The 19,205-nt window shown below is 59.7% G+C and carries 16 protein-coding genes and 1 riboswitch; of the genes, 7 read left to right on the plus strand and 9 right to left on the minus strand.

Going from position 1 to position 19,205, the window contains the following annotated elements; genetic code table 11:
* Positions 1-28 precede the first annotated feature (28 nt).
* The gene (locus tag QSJ80_RS11585) at positions 29-769 is read left to right on the plus strand and encodes a slipin family protein (RefSeq protein WP_285764614.1); all 741 of its coding nucleotides are present in this window, start codon (positions 29-31) and stop codon (positions 767-769) included.
* On the opposite strand, the gene QSJ80_RS11590 is transcribed toward QSJ80_RS11585, so the two are convergent.
* A complete protein-coding gene (locus QSJ80_RS11590; RefSeq protein ID WP_285764615.1) occupies positions 766-2,610 on the minus strand; it encodes a cation:proton antiporter in 1,845 nt (614 codons plus the stop codon). The genes QSJ80_RS11585 and QSJ80_RS11590 overlap by 4 nt on opposite strands.
* Positions 2,611-2,815: 205 nt before the next feature.
* On the opposite strand from QSJ80_RS11590, the gene QSJ80_RS11595 reads away from it, so the two are divergent.
* Positions 2,816-4,303, plus strand: a complete 1,488-nt coding sequence (locus QSJ80_RS11595; protein WP_285764616.1) for a tetratricopeptide repeat protein — start codon at positions 2,816-2,818, stop codon at positions 4,301-4,303.
* A gap of 40 nt (positions 4,304-4,343) precedes the next feature.
* On the opposite strand, the gene QSJ80_RS11600 is transcribed toward QSJ80_RS11595, so the two are convergent.
* The 3 genes from QSJ80_RS11600 to QSJ80_RS11610 form a co-directional block, all read right to left on the minus strand.
* Positions 4,344-5,033, minus strand: coding sequence for an outer membrane beta-barrel protein (locus QSJ80_RS11600; protein WP_285764617.1), 690 nt, complete (start codon positions 5,031-5,033; stop codon positions 4,344-4,346).
* Between the two features lie 69 nt (positions 5,034-5,102).
* Complete coding sequence (locus QSJ80_RS11605; protein WP_285764618.1) at positions 5,103-5,726, minus strand: replication protein P; 624 nt, start codon at positions 5,724-5,726, stop codon at positions 5,103-5,105.
* On the minus strand, positions 5,665-6,975 hold the full coding sequence (locus QSJ80_RS11610; RefSeq protein ID WP_285764619.1) for a DnaT-like ssDNA-binding domain-containing protein: 1,311 nt from the start codon (positions 6,973-6,975) through the stop codon (positions 5,665-5,667). The genes QSJ80_RS11605 and QSJ80_RS11610 overlap by 62 nt, the downstream gene beginning before the upstream one ends.
* A 243-nt stretch (positions 6,976-7,218) precedes the next feature.
* On the opposite strand from QSJ80_RS11610, the gene radA reads away from it, so the two are divergent.
* Complete coding sequence (gene radA, locus QSJ80_RS11615; protein ID WP_285764620.1) at positions 7,219-8,622, plus strand: DNA repair protein RadA; 1,404 nt, start codon at positions 7,219-7,221, stop codon at positions 8,620-8,622.
* Positions 8,623-8,662: 40 nt separating this feature from the next.
* Positions 8,663-9,472, plus strand: a complete 810-nt coding sequence (locus tag QSJ80_RS11620) for an ABC transporter substrate-binding protein (protein WP_285764621.1) — start codon at positions 8,663-8,665, stop codon at positions 9,470-9,472.
* Here the strand turns inward: QSJ80_RS11620 and QSJ80_RS11625 are convergent.
* Positions 9,457-9,849 carry a DUF4019 domain-containing protein gene (locus QSJ80_RS11625; protein ID WP_285764622.1) on the minus strand — a complete coding sequence of 131 codons (393 nt, stop codon included), beginning with the start codon at positions 9,847-9,849 and terminating at the stop codon, positions 9,457-9,459. The two genes, QSJ80_RS11620 and QSJ80_RS11625, sit on opposite strands and share 16 nt — an antisense overlap.
* Before the next feature lie 173 nt (positions 9,850-10,022).
* On the opposite strand from QSJ80_RS11625, the gene QSJ80_RS11630 reads away from it, so the two are divergent.
* Both QSJ80_RS11630 and QSJ80_RS11635 read left to right on the plus strand, forming a co-directional pair.
* Complete coding sequence (locus QSJ80_RS11630; protein WP_285764623.1) at positions 10,023-11,024, plus strand: FecCD family ABC transporter permease; 1,002 nt, start codon at positions 10,023-10,025, stop codon at positions 11,022-11,024.
* A complete protein-coding gene (locus tag QSJ80_RS11635) occupies positions 11,024-11,800 on the plus strand; it encodes an ABC transporter ATP-binding protein (RefSeq protein ID WP_285764624.1) in 777 nt (258 codons plus the stop codon). Before QSJ80_RS11630 ends, QSJ80_RS11635 begins: the two co-directional genes overlap by 1 nt.
* Before the next feature lie 43 nt (positions 11,801-11,843).
* On the opposite strand, the gene msrQ is transcribed toward QSJ80_RS11635, so the two are convergent.
* The 4 genes from msrQ to QSJ80_RS11655 form a co-directional block, all read right to left on the minus strand.
* Positions 11,844-12,437 carry a protein-methionine-sulfoxide reductase heme-binding subunit MsrQ gene (gene msrQ, locus QSJ80_RS11640; RefSeq protein WP_285764625.1) on the minus strand — a complete coding sequence of 198 codons (594 nt, stop codon included), beginning with the start codon at positions 12,435-12,437 and terminating at the stop codon, positions 11,844-11,846.
* Between the two features lie 12 nt (positions 12,438-12,449).
* Positions 12,450-13,400, minus strand: a complete 951-nt coding sequence (gene msrP, locus QSJ80_RS11645; protein ID WP_285764626.1) for a protein-methionine-sulfoxide reductase catalytic subunit MsrP — start codon at positions 13,398-13,400, stop codon at positions 12,450-12,452.
* A 60-nt stretch (positions 13,401-13,460) separates the two neighbouring features.
* On the minus strand, positions 13,461-15,416 hold the full coding sequence (locus QSJ80_RS11650; RefSeq protein ID WP_285764627.1) for an amidohydrolase: 1,956 nt from the start codon (positions 15,414-15,416) through the stop codon (positions 13,461-13,463).
* Positions 15,417-15,503: 87 nt separating this feature from the next.
* Complete coding sequence (locus QSJ80_RS11655) at positions 15,504-16,940, minus strand: helicase HerA-like domain-containing protein (protein WP_285764628.1); 1,437 nt, start codon at positions 16,938-16,940, stop codon at positions 15,504-15,506.
* A gap of 55 nt (positions 16,941-16,995) precedes the next feature.
* Positions 16,996-17,129, plus strand: a riboswitch (cobalamin riboswitch).
* A gap of 130 nt (positions 17,130-17,259) precedes the next feature.
* Here QSJ80_RS11655 and QSJ80_RS11660 point away from each other — a divergent pair.
* Entirely contained in the window at positions 17,260-19,107 is a 1,848-nt protein-coding gene (locus tag QSJ80_RS11660; RefSeq protein ID WP_285764629.1) for a TonB-dependent receptor domain-containing protein, read from the plus strand.
* Positions 19,108-19,205 lie beyond the last annotated feature (98 nt).

The raw sequence follows: 19,205 nt of genomic DNA on the forward strand, positions 1-19,205 counted from the left end.
GATTTGAATAAGAACTGGAGAACAGGACGTGGAAATTTTTAACTGGATGCCCCTGATCGTCGTCGTACTGGCGCTACTCTTTTATATGTTTCGGATACTGCGTGAATATGAGCGCGGTGTAATTTTTATGCTGGGTCGCTTCTACAAGGTGAAAGGGCCAGGCCTGATCATCGTGATTCCCTTTCTGCAACAGATGGTCAAGGTGGACCTGCGTACCAGGGTGCTTGACGTACCGACGCAGGATGTCATCTCGCGCGATAACGTTTCCGTCAAGGTTTCTGCGGTTATCTATTTCCGTGTGGTCGACGCGCAGAAGGCGATTATCAACGTGGAGGATTTCTTTGAAGCCACCAGCCAGCTGTCACAGACCACTTTGCGTGCCATTCTCGGCCAGCACGAGCTGGACGAAATGCTCGCAGAGCGCAAGCGCCTGAACGACGGCATTCAGACGATTCTTGATGAGCAGAGTGCGGCCTGGGGGATCAAGGTCACCAATGTGGAAATCAAGCACGTCGACCTGGATGAAAGCATGATCCGGGCGATTGCCAAGCAGGCCGAAGCAGAACGGACCCGGCGTGCGAAAGTGATTCACGCCACCGGTGAGCTGGAGGCGTCTGAAAAGCTGCTGACAGCCGCGCAGACGCTGACGCAGCAATCGGAGTCGATGCAACTGCGTTACCTTCAGACCCTGACGGAAATCGCCAGCGATCGCAGTAACACCATCGTGTTCCCACTGCCGATGGATGTGCTGAAAAAGCTGCAGTCTTAGCCGGCTGGCAGCGCACCGGGCGCCTGTGAGGGGTTATCCACAGGCGCATCGGGTGCTTCTTCCGGTGCTATCAGACTGATGATCTGCCAGCCGGGTTTGATGGCAAATTCATGTTCCACCGTGTGCACGTAGAATTTGCCACCGGGATCAATCGCGTAGAGGGGGATCGCGCGATTGCCATAGGTCTCTTCATAATTTTCCAGCGTAAAGGATTCCGTCAGGCCGGTGGTCTTGATGGTGGCCCCCTTGGCGACCATGCTGGCCAGGCGGCCATAGGTCGCGCCCTCTGAAAACAGCGTCAGTTTTTTTGCGTATTCCGTCGAAGTCCTGCGACTCGCGGAATCATCCTTGCTGGCATGGCGCAGGCCGAATACCGAACCCTTGCCCAGTACATGCTCGAAGTGGTGTGCCACCAGCGGGTTCAGTTGCTTGTAGGGAGATATAACCAGCACCGCCCCGATGCCGGACAGGTCCATGGTGATGGTTGCGTGTTCAGAAATAGGGTTGCCGTAGTAGGTTGGGATATTGGCCATGCGGGCCTCGCGCATGGCGTCCCAGTTGGTATCTGCCAGCAGTACGGATACGCCCTTGTCGATCAGGTCGGTGGCCAGCATGCGCGCAAACCTGCCGCCGCCGAATATCAACACACCGGTGGCCGCAGGCCGCTGCACCCCGAGCAGTTTGGCCAGGCGCTTTGAGGTCAGGCTCTGCAGAACCACTGTGGTGATGATTACCAGGAAGACCATAGGCACCAGCATCTCGGACTTGGCCAGGCCCAGGTCCTCCAGCTTGAGTGCGAACAGCGCCGACACGGCCGCAGCCACAATACCGCGCGGCGCGATCCAGCTGAGCATGGCCAGTTCGCGCCGGTTGAGGCCGGAGCCAGGCGAAGACAGCAGCACGGACAGTGGTCGCGCCACGAAAATAATCGCTACCAGCACGACCAGTGCGCCCCAGCCTACTGCCAGCATGGCATTGAACTGGACCCGCGCGGCGAGGATGATGAACAGCGCTGAAATCAGCAGGACACTGAGGGTCTCCTTGAATTCGAGGATGTCGTCGGCCTCGACGTTTTTCATATTCGCGATCCACATGCCCATGACGGTCACCGTGAGCAGGCCGGATTCATGCGTGAGTAGGTCGGAGAAGGCATAGGCGCCCAGCATCAGGGTGAGTACCGCGGTGTTACGCAGGTAGTGCGGCAGCCAGTTGTTGCGCAGGATAGTGCCGACCGCATAACCGAACAGGGAGCCGAGCCCGAAGCCGATGGCGAGTACCTTGCCAAACGTCATCAGCGTGTGGCTCCAGGCGCCACCGGTGGCGACGATATATTCGTAGACCAGTACCGCCAGCAGCGCACCAATAGGGTCGATGACGATGCCTTCCCAGCGCAGGATATTGGAGATTTTGGCGTTGGGGCGCACCGAGCGCAGCATCGGTACGATTACGGTTGGCCCCGTAACAGTGACGATCGCGCCGAACAGCAGCGCAATCTGCCAGGGCATGCCGAGCGCGTAATGTGCCGCCGGTGCGGCGATCAGCCAGGTCACCAGCGCACCAAGGGTGCACAGGTTGCGCACCATGGAACCGTGGCCGGCGATATCGGAGAACTTGAGTGTCAGTGCGCCTTCAAAAAGGATGATCGCGACCGACAGCGACACCAGTGGAAACAGCAGATCGCCAAACAGCGCATCGGGGTCGAGGATACCGAACGTTGGCCCGAGCAAAATACCGCTGATCAGCAGCGGCAGGATCGCCGGCAGGTTGATGCTGTAGGCCAGGTATTGGCAGGCAATGGAAACAAGCCCCACCAGTACCAGCAGGGCCATCGGGTCGGACATGATAGATTCCATAGTGCTCCGGGTTATGCGCGATGGGTATCAGGGTGCCAGTTGGTAGTGTGACACCGTAATGCTCCGTATTGGTCGGGTAACCGGTTTTTTGCTAGCTTGGCCAGTCCGGCGAACTTGAAGACCAGTTTTGGTTGTCGCGGTTACGGTAATCATTTCGCTCTTATAAAGCCCATCCAAAAGAGGAGTGTAAGTGATGTTTATCAAAAAATACGGATTGATCCTGTGGCTGTTACTGGCGCAGGTTTTTCTGGCGTCAAATATATCCGCCGGGGAATCCAGCCCTTCTGCGAAAATGCCGATCACGACCGCATCGAAAGAAGCCCGGGCCCTGTATCTGGAGGGAAGGCAGCTGCAGGAAAACCTCAATGAGGAAAAGGCTGCGGAGAAGTTCCAGCAGGCTATTGCCAAGGACAAAAACTTTGCATTGGCGCACGCCGCACTGGCTTCCAGAATTACTGGCGCGAACGAGGCCCTGGGTCATATTGCCAAGGCGAAGGCCCTGGCAGGGAAGGTTTCGAAGGGAGAGCAGCTTTGGATACAGGCTATTTCCCAGCGTTTTAACGGGAGCCCTGGCGGCAGCATCAAATCCCTGAATGAGCTGGCTAAAATGTATCCGCAAGACAAGCGGGTTACCTTTGCGCTTGGCAATGCAATGCAGTGGGGTGGTGCAGATAAGGAAGAAGCGCTAGCCGTTTACAAGAAAGTGATTGCGCAACACCCTGAATATGCGCCTGTTTATAATTCGATCGGATACCTTTATGTTGATTTGAAACTGCCTGAGCTAGCCGAGGAAGCTTTCAAGAAGTACACGCAGCTTATACCGGAAAACCCGAACCCTTATGACTCTTATGCGGAATTTAAGCTGTCTCAAGGCGACTATCGTGCAGCCATAGAACTTTTCAAAAAGGCACTCGAGAAGGACCCCGGTTTTATCATTTCTGCACGCGGTATCGCCAGTGCGCATGATTATCTTGGTGAGCATAAGGAGGCTCAGGAGTACCTGGATCAGGCCATTGCCAGAACTTCGGGTTATGTGGATCAAAAAGTATTGAAAGAGGCGAAGGTTGTAAGCTTGGTAAACGAAGGGGACTACAAGGGGGCTCTTGGTATTGCCGAATCCATCTTGGCGGATGCAGAGAAGTCCAGGCAGACTCTGGAGGTGGCTGATGCGCACTTCCTGATCGGCAGGCTGCATCTGGAAAATAAGCAGTATGCGAAGGCAAAGGCGTGGTCGGCGAAGGCAGTAAAACTCGTTGATTCAGCGCAGGTCCCGGAACAGCAATCCGCATTGATTCACCTGCGTGCAAAATTCATGAACGCCTGGGTGGCAATCGATCAGGGCAATGATCTTGCCGTGGCCAGAAAAATGGTTGCGGACTATCGTGATGCGGCGTCCGGATTTCCCGGTAATAAATATATGGAAATGGGCGCCCGCGAGATGGATGGCGTGATCGCGATCAAGGACGGTGATTATAAGTCCGCGCTGGCCGCCCTTTCCAAGGCTGACAAGGATAATGCGTATGTGCTCTACTGGACAGCGGTTGCACAGCGCGGGGTCGGTAATGAAAAAGCGGCAGGGGAGTATTTTGCCCGTTCCCGTATGAAGCAAGGGATCAACAATCTGGACCAGGCCTTTGTACACAATCGTGAGCTGATGGCCGTTGCAGCGCAGGAACTCTAAAGGCTGAATAATAAAGGGCCACGTTCGTGGCCCTGTTTCCTCAGAAGCGCATGCTCAATCCAAGCGTGACGGTTTCAAGAGATGTTTCTCCGCCGCTTTCGTCCGAACCAATTCCATCGATCTTTTCAAGGTCCGCGCGCACGGTAATGCTGCGTTGCCAGGTGTACTGCATGCCCGCGGCATACGCGGCGGAAACGCCGTCGCTGGCCTCATTGCTGCGATAGCGAATGGCGCCAAAAAGCGGGTCTATGAAAACGAAGTTGATTTCACGGGTCTGCTGCCACAGTGACGCACCGGCGCGGGCGTACAGACTGAAGCTCTCGTGCAGCGGCAGGTGTCCCACCAGGTAGGCACCAACCATGTGGGTCTCTACTTCGCTGTCGCGGGTGAAGTCCGGCGGTACGAACGCGGGTTCGTTGATATCGGTGATGTGGGTGGCATCCGCAAGGCGGGTGTAGCTTGCCTCAACCGCGAGATTGGGGTGCCAGTGTCGGCCGACAAAAACTTTCCAAAGGTTGCCGCCGTCCTCACAGGACCTGAGCGACGCGCTGGCGGTTGTTGCATCTATCTCAGCGACATTCTGCTCGACGCGGCCGCAGAACTCGTCCTGGGTGGCGTCACCAAAGCTGGCGCCAAAGTAGTTGTGGGAATAGAAGTCGGCCTGCGCGATGCCGGGCGCGGCAGCAAAGCCTGAGAAAAATACCACGTACAACAAGTTGCGCCCTTCCATAGGTCCACCTGTTCTGGTCGTATTGAAATAGTGCTGTTGGCTGGGAAGTTAACCGTCCCTGGGGCGCGCCTAGATCTCCAGGTCGGCACGCAGGGCGGCGAGGCGCTTGGCGTTTTCTTCCCTGGTCAGGGCCTCGCCGGTTTTCTCTTCCAGCTTGGGCAGCTCCGGTACCGGCAGTTCCTCGCCATTGAGGACCCGCTGGCAGAGCTTTTCATAGTGCGCTGCAAAAACCGGGAAGGCAACCTTTTCCGGGTTGCCGGCGAGGAAGAACCAGTTGCTGGCTTTGCCGGCGTGGTAGACCGCAGCGTGGCTCCAGTCGAACGCACTTTTCGGGCTTGGCGCGTTGCAGGCTTCCATATAGGCCGCGCGCGCATCCGGCAGGTTGGAGGCGCCGGCGCACAGTTCCAGCATCTTGTGGATGGTGGGCAGGAACTCGCATTCGCGGATGGCGCGCTGTGCCGCCTGCTGGATGACCTGCGCAGAAAACATCTGCAGGTTGGACAGCCACAGTTTCTTGGCTGTCACCAGCGCCTGCTTGTCCGGGTAGGCCTTGTAATACTGGTTGTGGTAGTTGACGCGAAAGACGGCAAAGGCCTCGTTGATGGCCTCGATCAGTGCGCCGCGCTCCGCATCAGGCCCAGCTTGTGTCTGTGAGGTCCTGGTAGAGGCTACTGGATCTAGTGCTTTTGCCATGTTGGTCAAATTCCGGTTGGATCTCGTTGTGTTTTGCCCAGTGCCAGCGCACATTGCGAAGGAACACTGCATCCCAGTTGCGTTTGGGCTCGCGCGCGGTGCGCCAGTAGAGGATGAATTCCGGTAGCAGTTTCAATGCAAAGTCCCTCGGGATGTCGCACTGGCCGGTGATGTGTTCCATGGTCTCCGGGGTAGGGCGCCAGCTCTGGCTGATGGGCTTGGGCACCGGGTTCTTGTCGATGCCGGCACAGTAAAACGCCCACTCGTTGCGGACATACTGTACGAACTGGTCACCCCAGGCGTCGGAGTAGCCTTCGCGGCTCAGCCAGTGGTGCACGAACTCCGGCAGCACCTCGCGGGCAAAGTCCAGGTCGATGGCGCAGCGGCGCACCAGCTCCCAGTCGTGCTCCTGCGGCTGCCAGCCCTTCTGCATCGGCGTCTTGCGCCGGTTCTTGAACGGCGCATCCAGCCGCTCCCAGTCTTCCAGCACCCACTTGAAGAAGCGCGTATCCCAGGAGCTGGCGGTCTGGCCGCTGGCGAGGAAGTGGCGCTTGAACGGCGGCAGGCACTTGCTCACAAAGGTGGAGGCGATGCCTTCCTCACCGATCTGCTGCAGTATCTCGGCCGATGGCTGCCAGTCTTCCGCCAGGGTCTCGGGGGCCTTGCGCTGGGCTTCGCGGGCCAGGCGTTGCTGGTGCTCCGGCCAGCGACGCCGGACGTGACTGATAAACTTGGCGCCCCAGGCGTGGTGCGCCTGGCCGGTTTCCTGCCAGTAGGCCACGAACTCCGGCAGCATCTCCCGTGCGAAGTGCTCGGGAATGTTCAGCTGTGCCAGCTGGCGCAGGTTGTCCTGGCTCGGCTGCCAGTTACTGGGGATGGTGTTGGCGAAGCGGTTCTGCTGTGGCTTGGGGGCCACGGGCTGCGCGGCCGAGCGGGTTTGCGAGCGCTCATTGACCGCAAACTGCAGTTCGCGGCTCTGGCTATAGGGCGCGCTGCCCAGCAGCAGGATACCGGTATTGCGCAGGCTGGTGGCCAGGCGCTGGATATCCTGCTCGTTCCAGAACGGCGCCAGCTGTTCCAGCAGATGGCTGTCGATCCGGTACCACTGCTGGCTCGCATGCTGTTCCATCTGCAGGAACGGCATGGCGTCGCGCAGCAGCGTCAACAGGGTCGCTTCCTCGAGTCCGAGGGTCGCGGCGAGGTTGACGGGTACTGTGACAGTACGGTCAGGGAACAGGGTTTGCGTCATGCGGGGACTTTACCATTGCCGCCAATGTCGTGAGAAGCGTTATCATAGACCGCTCATTTTATGCCCCGGACTTGGGTCCGGGGCGCCGTCGAACCGGCGGGTCATTGCGAAAGCGCATAAATACATCCATGTAGCTCCGCTGCGCCGTCCATGGCGCAGACGGTTTCGCAATGACGCCGTCAGTTCACCGGCTTAACATCGGCACCTGAAAACGTCCGGTGGTTGTGAAGAACAGGGGAAATTGTGGCGGCGAAAAAGACAAAAACGGCCTTTGTATGTAATGAGTGCGGGGCGGATTACACCAAATGGATGGGGCAGTGCAGCGCCTGCGGGGCCTGGAACAGCCTCAGTGAGGTGCGCCTGGGTCCGGCCCATACCGACAGTCGCGCCGCCAACTTCACCGATGACAGGCTGTCCGCCGGCAAGGGCTATGCCGGTGCGGCGGGCGCCGGACGTGTACAGAAACTGTCCGAGATCGACCTGAGCGAACTGCCGCGTCTCGCCACCGGCACCGGCGAGTTCGATCGCGTGCTGGGCGGTGGCATGGTGCCCGGCTCGGTGGTGCTGATCGGCGGCCACCCCGGTGCCGGCAAGTCCACCATCCTGTTGCAGACCCTGTGTCGCCTGTCCCAGGCCATGCCGGCGCTGTATATCACTGGTGAGGAGTCGTTGCAGCAGGTGGCGATGCGGGCCAGGCGCCTGGGCCTGCCGGCAGACCAGCTGCAGATGCTGAGCGAGACCAATGTGGAGCAGATCTGCCACGCAGCCAAGGAAGTACAGCCCAAGGTAATGGTGATCGACTCCATCCAGGTCATGCACCTGGCGGACGTGTCCTCGGCGCCGGGCTCGGTGTCGCAGGTGCGCGAGAGCGCCGCCTACCTGACCCGCTATGCCAAGCAGACCGGCACGGCGGTTATTATGGTGGGCCATGTCACCAAGGATGGCAGCCTCGCCGGCCCCAAGGTGCTGGAGCACATCATCGATTGCTCCATCCTGCTGGAGGGCTCCCACGATTCCCGTTTCCGCACCCTGCGTGCCAGCAAGAACCGCTTTGGTGCGGTCAATGAGCTCGGTGTGTTCGCCATGACCGAGCAGGGCCTGCGCGAGGTCTCCAACCCGTCGGCGATCTTCCTGCAGCGCACCGATGAAATCTCTTCCGGTTCGGTGGTGATGGTGGTGTGGGAAGGCACCCGCCCGCTACTGGTGGAACTGCAGGCGCTGGTGGATGACAGTCACCTGGGGAACCCGCGCCGCGTTGCGGTGGGCCTGGACCAGAACCGCCTGAACATGTTGCTGGCGGTGCTACACCGTCACGGTGGTGTACTGGTGGGCGACCAGGACGTGTTCGTAAATGTGGTGGGTGGCGTCAAGGTGATGGAGACCAGCGCAGACCTGCCCATACTGCTTTCTATTGTGTCGAGCTTCCGCAACCGGCCGCTACCGCAGGACCTGATGGTGTTTGGCGAGGTAGGCCTGTCCGGTGAGATCCGTCCGGTGCCGTCCGGGCAGGAGCGCCTGCGCGAGGCCGCCAAGCACGGATTTAAGAAGGCCATTGTGCCGATTGCCAACACGAGCCAGGGGCAGGTGGAAGGTATGGAAGTCATCGGGGTGAAAACGCTGGCCGAAGCACTGGCTGCGATTGACTAGGGCGATGCAGTTGATTGGGGCGAGGCCGTTGGTCAGGGCAATGCAAAGCCTGCTGCTGTTTCTGTTTGCGCTGTCGTTCTCGCTCTCGGGCGAAGCGCGCCCGGAACGGATCGCTTCCCTGAACCTGTGTTTGGACCAACTGCTGCTGGAACTGGTGCCCCACGAACACATCGTCTCCCTGACCTGGCTGGCAGCCGATCCGCGCTACGGCAATCGCGATATCCCGGATCACATCCGCCTGAACCACGGCCGCGCCGAGGAGCTTTTGCCACTGCAGCCGGACCTGGTACTGGTGGGCCAGTACGGCGCGGGCCGCGCGGCGCAGTTTCTGAAAGGCCTCGGGGTAAGGGTGGAGGCTATCGCAGATCCCGCAGACATAGACGGCATCTACCGGCAAGTTAACGCGCTCGGTGAATTGACCGGTCGCGCCGCGGCCGCGCAGGCCTATACGCGGGCGCTGCAGAAAACACTGGGGCCGCTAAAAGTAGCCGGGCCGCGGCCGAAGGTCGTGGTCTATTCCCCCAACGGCATCGTGATGGGCAAGGGTATGCTGGAGAACCAGCTGCTGGAGCTGGCGGGATTCGACAATCTTGCGGCGCGTGCAGGCGTGGAGTACGTCAAGCCGGTCAGCCTGGAGTCGGTGCTCGACTGGCAACCGGACGCGCTGATTATTGCCGGTGTCTATCCGCAGTTTTCCCTCGCTAATGTGCCGCTGCGCCATCGCGCTTTGTTGCGGGCCTATCCGGAAGAAAAGCGGTTTTATATGCCGCCGGAACTGGGACAGTGTCCGGCGGCGATTGCGGGGGGTGTGGTGGAAAAGCTGCGCGAATTCCGTCAGCGGATAAAGTAACCCACCACCAGCCAGTTGCCCTCCACATCCATCAGGGTGATGGTTTCCACGGCATTCTTCTTGTTCTCGAACGACGCGTTGAAGGTCAATACCTGATAGGAGCCGTCCGGCGCTCCCGGCAATTCCGAGGCCGCCTTGGCACCGGAGAAGTTGCGGCTCTTGAGTGCGCCCAGTGGTTTGCGCGCCGCGGTGACAGCGGCCTCCCATTTATCTTCGGTGACCGCTTGCTTGAACATGGGCGCGGCTGCCTGCCAGCTGCCCCCGTAGTTACCGGAATCCACGAGTGCCAGCCACGCCCTGGCCGCTTCGGTGTAGTCCTGCGCGATGGCCTGCTGCAGGCCGAGCATCATCATCACCGCAAAAATCCATTTTTTCATCGGTCTTGTTTCCTTTCGCCAAGAAGCCGGTAGCCGGAAAACCAACCATAACACAGTGGTGGCGGGGCATATTACTGCACCGTAGAGACCCAGTTCTACATGTTCGGGATTTGATAACGCGCGAGCCCCGAGCCATGTTAAATTGTCGCGATACTCAATAACGGACCCCGTCAGTGCCCCAAGTGCCCGCCGCCAATTTTCTTGCCCGATGCCTGATGCTTGCTGCGATACCTATCGTGATGCTGGTAGCCATGCAGCTGGGCGATGCAGATATTTCTGTGTGGGAAGGGCTGCTCGGCTTTGTCAGCGGGGATACGTCCGCGCAGGCGATGATTGTTGGGGAGGTGCGCCTGCCACGGGTGCTGCTGGCGCTGTTCGTTGGCGCGGCCCTCGGTGCTGGTGGCGCAGCAATGCAGGGCCTGTTGCGCAACCCGCTGGCGGAGCCCGCACTGTTGGGGGTGAGCAGCGGCGCAGCGCTCGGTGCGATCCTGATGCTGTACCACGGCCTCGCCTGGCAGGCCGGGTTCTGGTTACCCGCCAGCGCCATGCTCGGTGCTTTATTGGCGGTGCTGCTGGTGTGGGGCCTGGCCGGGCGCAAAGCTACAGGCCAGAGTCTGATTCTCTCCGGGGTGGCGATCAATGCATTGCTGTCTGCTGCCATGGCGCTGGCGCTCAACTACGCGCCGAGCCCCTTCGCCATGCAGGAAATCATTTTCTGGTTGCTCGGTTCATTGTCCAACCGCGGTTGGGACCAGCTCGCATTTGCGGTGCCGGCGATCCTGTTGGGTTGGGCGCTGATCTGGAGCGGGCGTCATCTCCTGACGGGGCTGAGCCTGGGTGAGGATTCGGCCACCACACTGGGCGTGTACCGTACCCCGGTTCTGGCAGCGATCCTGCTGGGTCTCGCACTTTCTGTGGGGGCCGCGGTGGCAGTGGCGGGCACCATCGGCTTTGTCGGGCTGGTGGTGCCGCACCTGGTGCGACCGCTGGTGAATTCGCAGCCGGCGCCACTGGTATTGTGGAGCGGTATTGGCGGCGCGCTGTTGCTGTTGCTCGCGGATATGGCGGTGCAGGCGCTCGGTGGCCAGCAGGAGTTGCGCATTGGCGCGGTGACCGCGCTGGTGGGTGGTCCGTTCTTCCTCTGGTTAATCCTGTCCGGACGGGGGCGTTTCTGATGCTGAAAATGCAGAATCTTTCCGTCCAGCTTGGCGGACTCTTGCAGCGTAAGGCGAAGCTGCTCGAGGATATTTCCTGCGAGATTGCGCAGCGGCAGCTGGTGGGCGTGATCGGCCCGAACGGTGCCGGCAAATCGACACTGCTGAAAAGCGTCGCCGGCATACAGGCGTTTACGGGTAGCGTGCGGTTCTTTGACAAGGACCTGGCCAAGCTGCCAGTTGCTGCGAGGGCGAGGCAACTGGCCTATCTGCCCCAGGCGGAAGTGCCGGCGTGGCAGCTGTCGGTGCGGGACCTGGTCAGTATCGGCCGCCTGCCCTGGCGCGGCGAGGCCGAGGACAAATCCGTGGCAAGAGTCGCTGCGGCAATGGACAAGACCGATTCGGCTGCCCTTGCAGAGCGCACGGTAGATACGCTGTCCGGTGGTGAACTGAAGCGCGTGCAGGTGGCACGCCTGCTGGCGAGCAGTGCACCTTTGTTGGTTGCCGACGAACCCATCGCGGCGCTGGACCTGGCGCACCAGTGGCAGGTCATGGAATTGTTACGGCGCGAGGCCCGCGCGGGGCGTACCCTGCTGGTGGCGATTCACGACCTGGCGCTGGCGGCACGCTTCTGTGACCGCTTGCTGTTGCTGGACAGGGGCAGGCTGCACGGCTTTGGCACGCCGCAGCAGATCCTCAATGAGGAGAACCTGGCCAATGTGTTCGGAGTGGATGCAGCACTGCGCAATATCGACGGGGTGCCGGTATTGATGCATCGCGGCCTCCGCAGTGTTTGACTGGTAACTGACCGTCGCCGCGCAAGTCCCCGCAGATAATTTCTCAGGTTCTGGTGGGCAGACGCACGCGGACCAGTAGCAACAGTCCCAGCAGCAGCGCATAGACCATCGGCTCACTGACATCCGACTTGCCACTCGCCATCCACCAATAATGCAGTACACCCAGCAAGGTGGCGATATAGGCCAGCCTGTGCAGCGGCTTCCAGCGCTTGCCCAGCATGCGCATGGCCGGTTTATTGGAAGTCAGCGCCAGTGGTACCAGTAACAGGTAGGCTGCCACGCCAGCCGCGATAAATGGCCGCTCGACAATATCCCGCCAGATTTCTCCCCACTCAAAAAACTGGTCCAGCCACAGGTAGGTAATGAGGTGCAGGGTTGCATAAAAAAATGCAAACAGACCCAGCATGCGGCGAATGTGCGTGGGCCAGCGCCATTTCAAAAACTTCTGTAGTGGCGTCATCAGCAATGCGATTAGCAGGAAGCGCAGGGTCCACTCGCCGGTGCTGTCTGCGATGGCATCGATGGGATTTGCACCGAGCTTGTCCAGCCACAGGCGTATCGCCAGTACCAGTGCCGGCAGCAGGCACAGCAGGAATACGATGGGTTTGATGGATGTATTGAAGTTGCGGCTGTTCATGGGCGCTGCTTGTCAGAAGTTCTTTTTCAGGTCCATGCCGGCATAAAGGGAAGCCACCTGGTCCGCATAGCCGTTGAACATCAGGGTTTTGCGCTTGCGGAACTCGCCGATGCGCCGTTCCCGCGCCTGGCTCCAGCGCGGGTGGGCAACATCCGGGTTCACATTGGAGTAAAAACCATATTCGTCCGGAATCGCTTTCATCCAGGAGCTGGTGGGCTGCTTTTCCACGAAGCGGATGTTGACGATGGACTTGATGCTCTTGAATCCGTATTTCCACGGTACGACCAAGCGTATGGGTGCGCCATTCTGGTTGGGCATTTTCTTGCCGTAAAGGCCGACCGCGAGAATGGTGAGCGGGTGCATCGCCTCGTCCATGCGCAGCCCCTCCACATAGGGCCATTCCAGGATCGGGCGGCGTTGGCCGGGCATCTGTTTGGGATCGTGCAGGGTTTCGAACTCGACATATTTGGCGCTGGAGCGTGGTTCGAAACGCTTGAGGAAATCGCCGAGGGGAAAGCCCACCCAGGGAATCACCATGGACCAGCCCTCGACGCAGCGTAGCCGGTAAATCCTTTCTTCCAGCGTGTGCGGCTTGACCGCGTCCTCGATATCCAGCGTACCCGGCTTGTCGCATTCGCCGGATACCGACAGCGTCCACGGGCTGGTTTTCAGCCGGTGCGCATGTCGTGCCGGATCGTCCTTGCCGGTACCGAATTCATAAAAATTGTTGTAAGTGGTGATGTCCTCATAGGAAGTCTTGTCCTCGTCGGTACTGAACGGGCTCTGCACCAGATCAGGCGACTGTGCATGCGCACGCCGGGGCAGTGCCAGCGGTGCTGTTAGGGCCGCCATAGTGGATGCGCCGAGGATCGCGCCCTGCTGCATAAAGCGGCGTCTATCGCGATAGATATGTTCCGGGGTGACATCCGCTTCGGTCAGGTCGGCTTTTGTCTTGATCAGCATTGTCCTTGTCCTCGCTATTACTCCGGGTTGGTAAGCGCCTGGAAGCCGGCAGAGCCGGGTTTATTCGGCGGAGTAAACCAGCTCTCCGTCAATATATGTTTGCAACACTTCGGTGGTGCAATAAGAGGCGTCATAGTTTTTGTCGCACATGGAGTAGGCGACTTGCTCTCCATCGGCATTGACAGTTTTGCCCACACCCGCTGCCAGCGCGACCAGGTCGTTGTTCAGGATGATGAAATCGGCGCGCTTGCCCGCTTCAAGGGAGCCGGTCAAATGGTCGTGGCGCATCGCAGCCGCTGAATTTATCGTGTACGCATCCAGAATGTCATAGATGGTCATGCGTTCTTCGGCATTCAGCACGGTCCAGCGAGGTGGTGTGGAGTCGGGTTCTACCCAGTCGGCACGCAAGAGTGCAGACATGATGTTGGTAAACGGGCGCGGCCCGTTGAAGTCGACGGGGGCATCGCTGCCGAAAGAGATGGTGGCACCATGCTTGCGGATGGATTCGACCGGATAAACCGCCTGCATGTAGCGGCTTTCGGGGCGGTAGAGCTCGTCAAGATTCTTGATATTGTCGACATTGTCGATATAGGGGATTACCGACAGGTCGTAATCGTACCAGGGCGTGAACCATGCAGGTGAAGGCGTTGCGAACACACCGAGCTCGCCAAATCGCTCGACGTCCTCCTCGCCAACAAGCTGTAGATGAGAAATGTTGTGTGGGATGTCGGAGCCTGATGCGCTTCTGGCCTGCTCGACAGCATCCAGTGCGACAGATACCGCCTGATCACCTATCGCGTGGAAATACATCGCGAGCCCTGCCGCATCTACAGCCGTTACCAGTCGATTGAGCTCCGACGGGGTAAGCTCGAGTTTGCCGCGGTTGTGGCTGGTATCGTTGGGATAGTGGACGTTACCGGAGTCACTGATTTCTGCTTCCAGGTAAGGTTTTGTGAGGGCGGCGGTCTGGGTCGGGTACTCCATTACCCCGTCAACGAAGACCTTTACGGCGCTGATATTGGCTCTGGGGTAGTTCTCGAAGCGCTTGCGCGCCGCATTGAGATCCTGGAAGAATTTCTCCAGGTTAACCATGCCAGCACTGTCCAGATGCTTATCCTTGGCAAGGGCGTAGGCCATCGTAACGCGCGGAGCGAGATGACCATTGCGGATTAGCCCCTCGTAAATCTCCAGGTCTCGCTCACGAGTCCAGGCTTCTGTAAAGGCGGTAATGCCGTTGGACAGAAAGTAATTATTGAACGACTCATGAATAGCCAGGAATCCATCCACCGAGCGCGACTCATATTTGAAAAGATCCCAGGCCGCCTGGCTTTTCAGCTGGCCCGTGGGCAACCCTTGTGCGTTCAATGGGACCAGCGCCTGGTACGCGCTGAGTTCCCCGGCAAGTAATTCGCTTGTTAGCGTTACGGATTCACCGCGGAGGGTGGCGCCATGCTCAAGTGCATAGTGATTGACGGCATGGGCATGGCCATCGATTCCTATGAGGATAATCTTGTGCCTTGTGGAAATCTCATCAAGACCAGTCGCGATATCAGGGTAATCACCGAGGAACTGGGGGCTGTCCGCACCGTATCCGTTGAACTGGGACACCGTGATCCACTCACCGCGGGCAGGCGAGTCGGAACCGAGTTCAGACAGGCACTGCTGGACTTCACGAACAATGTTCGCCAGATCCAGGCTGTTTTGCTGCGGCAGCTGGCAGGTCTCTCCTTCAAGCGCGAGCGATGGGTGAATGTGGGCATCGTGAATGCCCGGCATCAGGAATTTACCCTCCAGGTCAATCCATTCCGCATTGTCAGGGTACCGTTTCTTCGCCTGGTCCACAGTGCCGGCAAAAACAATCGAATCCCCGGCGATCGCCATCGCCTCAACCATTTCCTGTTGGGCGTTTGCGGTATAGATGGTGCCGCCATAGAAGATCTGGGTAGAGGAAGGCTGGGTATCGCTGCAGCCTGAAAGAGCGCCCACAAGGGCGGCGAGTGATAGTAACCGTTTCAAGGGAATCCCCGGCTTTAATTGTTCTTTGAGAGGTGTACGCTGGTGCTTGTCGATAATGCGTGATGCTGCCGCAAAAGGGAACGTTGTCTAACGGCGCCTGAGGCCCAGGGCGCCCAGAATGCCCCGTGCAAGTTCGCGCCCGAACTGCTTTCCAAAGCTGATCGCTGCTTTGTTCAGGCTCTGGACCAGGTTGCTATCGCTCTTCCGGGCTTTTTGACCAGAACGGCCGGGGGAAGTTTCATCAAGCAGCTTCTCGCGCCGGGCCCTGAGGTATTCATAGGCCGACTCGCGATCCAGTTCAGTGCAATATTTGTCGGCGAGGGGACCCTTCTTCAGTGTGCGCTTCTCCGCTTCCGACAGCGGCGACAGGCGGCTTGCCGGTGGCGGGATCAAAACCCGCTGTACCGGTTGTGGCACTGCGTTTTCGTCCAGGCAGGACACCAGCGCTTCGCCGACACCCAGCTTGCCAATGGTGGCAGCGGTATCCAGCTCCGGGTTCTCGCGAAAGCTTTTTGCCACGGCGCCGACCGTACGCTGCTCCTTCGGGGTATAGGCGCGCAGGGCATGCTGCACGCGATTGCCGAGCTGGGCCAGAATGGGCTCTGGGATATCCAGCGGGTTCTGGGTGACAAAGAAAATCCCGACGCCGCGGGAGCGGATCAGGCGCACCACCTGTTCCACTTCGTCCAGTAGCGCGGCGGGCATGTCGTCAAACAGCAGGTGTGCCTCATCGAAAAATACGGCCAGCTTCAGCTCGCCGCCAGCTTCCGGGAGCTGCTCGTAGAGTTCTGCCAGTAGCCACAGGGCCAGGGTGGCGTAGGCCCTGTGGTCCATTGCACTGGCATCGAGCAGGTGCACGGCATCGCCTTTCAGGAGGTCGTTCAGGTCGAGCGCCGGCTCGCCGAACAGCGTGTCCACACCGGCGCGCTCCAGGGCGAGAAACTTGCGCTTGATGGCACCGAGGCTCGCGCTGGAGATGCTGCCGTAGTCATCGGCCAGTTGCCTGCGCGCAGTATCGGCAAAGTTGATCAGTGCTTCGAGGTCTTTCCAGTCCAGCAGGAGTAGGCCCAGCTCGTCCGCGATCTTGAACATCAGGTGCAGCAGCCCGGTCTGGTTGTCGTTCAGGCCCAGGGTTTGCGCCAGCAGCTCGGGTCCCATTTCAGTGGGGGTGGTGCGCAGCGGAATACCGTCCCGGCCCCACAGGTGCAGCGACAGGGCGCGGTAATGGTCCGCGCCAAGCCCGAACAGGGGCAGGCGCTCGGCGACCTTCTTGCTATCCCCGCCGGCCGCGGCGAGCCCGCTCAGGTCACCCTTCACATCGGTGACAAATACCGGGATGTCCCGGGCCGACATCTGCTCAACCAGCACACGCAGGGTCACGGTCTTGCCGGTACCCGTGGCGCCGCACACCAGGCCGTGCCGGCTGATCATGTCCGGCAGCAGCTGCGCCGCGGGGCTGGCAGGTTCAGCGGCCTGCCCGGAATCGCTACCGCGACTGGGGATACCCAGCGCAATGGGGGTCATAAATACTCCTTGGTCATTTGCGGGGCAGTCGTTGACGGCGGGGAAAAATCCGCCTATCGTTGCGCCGCTGTCTGGTGCTCCTGCAAGATGGAGTTAAACGGGAAGTCCGGTGTTCAATCCGGCGCTGCCCCCGCAACGGTGAGACGCGCAAGCGTTAAGCCCGATACCGGCCCGATAGCGACCAGGCCGCCACAGTAGTGGCGAGCAGATAAAGCGGAGGGCTTTGTCATTGGTTGCGCGTCGGACCCGTATGTATTCTCCCCGCCATCCTCTCTTGTCCTCCCTCAATCGCACATAACAACCAGATTGGGGAATAACCATGTCTTTCCAGTTTAACAGGCGCCTGCTGGCCCTGGCCCTTGCCGTGCCATCGCTTGGCTCTGCAAATTCTGACAATAATGAACAGGCCGCAAGCGGCCAGCCCATTGAGCAGCTGGTGGTTACCGCCGGCCGTTTCGAACAGCAGGTATCGGAAGTACTCGCGCCACTCAGTGTCATTAGCCGGGCCGAGATCGAACGCTGGCAGATTACTGAAATGGGTGAGCTGCTGCAGCGCGTGCCGGGCCTGCAGGTTAACCAGAGCGGTGGCCTGGGTGGCACCACAACGCTGTCTATTCGCGGTTCCGAAACCGACCACGCGCTGATTCTGGTTGACGGGGTGCGCATCAACAGCGCCACCACCGGCCTGACAGTATTGGAATACCTGGACCCGGGCCAGATCGAGCGTATTGAAATCGTGCGCGGGCCGCGCTCTGCCCAGTACGGCGCCGACGCCATGGGTGGCGTGGTGAACATCATTACCCGCCGCAGCGGCGGCGGCGTGCAGTACCGTGTGGGCAGCCACGGCGAGCAGGTCAGTGCGGCGCAGGTTTCCACTTCTGGGGCCCTCGGTGATTTTTATGCCGCCGCGCGTCACCAGACCACCGATGGCATCGATCACCTGCTGGATGACAATGCTGGCAATGCGGATGACGACGCCTACCGCAATAGCACACTGCAGCTTGGCTACCGTAAGGCGTTGACGGACGGATGGCAGTTGGGCCTGCAGGCGCAGCAGAACCGTGGCAGCGCGGAATATGATTCCGCCTGGGGCGGCCAGCCGTTCAGCGTCTTCGAAATCACCAAGGCCAACCTGGATCTCTCTGGCGACATCTCCGAAACCTGGCTGACGCAACTGCAGCTTGCTTATAGTGAAGACGACTCCACCTACGACGACGATACATTCAGCTGGCCGTTCAACCTGGTCACCGAACGCGACAGCGCCAGCTGGCAGAACCGGATTGCGGCAGGGGAGCTGGGCACCGTGGTTGCCGGGGTCGATTACTACCGCGACCAGGTCAGCAGCAACCCGGCCACCGGCTACGACGAAGATACCGTGCGCAATCTCGGTGTGTTTGCACAGCAGCAGTGGCAGAGCGGTACCCATTCGGTGCAATGGGGCCTGCGCAGTGACGATCACAGTGGTTATGGCCAGCACACCACTGGCAACATCGCCTACGGTTATGCTTTCTCCGATGCACTGGAACTGATCGCATCTGCCGGTACCGGTTTCAAGGCGCCAACATTCAATGATCTCTACTACCCGGCGAGCCCGTGGTATCAGGGCAACCCGGACCTGAAGCCGGAGGAATCAGAAAATATCGAGCTGTCGCTGCGCGGCCAGGCCGGTGAACTGGGCTGGCGCGCGAGCCTGTTCAACGCAGACTACGACAACCTGATTGTGGATGCCTACACTGCAGACTTTGTCACGACCCGTGCTAACGTGGCTTCGGCAAGCGTGCGCGGCCTGGAGCTGGAAGCGCAGGGCGAGCTGGCAGGCCTGCGATGGGATGCCAATTACACCTACCTTGATGCGGAGGATGGTACGACCGGTGACGATCTGCTGGAGCGTTCGCGTCACAACGCCACCCTGGATATTGAGCGGTTGCTCGCGGGGGTAAACTTTGGTGTGCTGCTTAAAGCGCGCAGCGAACGCGTCAGCGATCCGTTCCAGCGCGTAACCCTGCCGGGTGTTGCGACCATGGATCTGCGTGCGAGTTACGCTTTGCGTGAGGATGTTACGCTGAGCGCGAAGCTGCGCAATGCGCTGGACAATAATTACCAGAGCCAGGCCGGTTACCATGCGGATAGCCGCAACTGGCAGCTGGGTGTGAGCTGGAAATTGTAAAACTGGATTGGGTGGTTTCTCGCTTGCTTTTCGAGACCGTATGCGCACATGGACGTGCGCATTCGAGCGCCCAGGGATGGGCTCGTAGCGTGTCGAGA

The sequence above is a fragment of the Biformimicrobium ophioploci genome, from assembly GCF_030270605.1.
Classification (GTDB): Bacteria; Pseudomonadota; Gammaproteobacteria; order Pseudomonadales; family Cellvibrionaceae; genus Biformimicrobium; species Biformimicrobium ophioploci.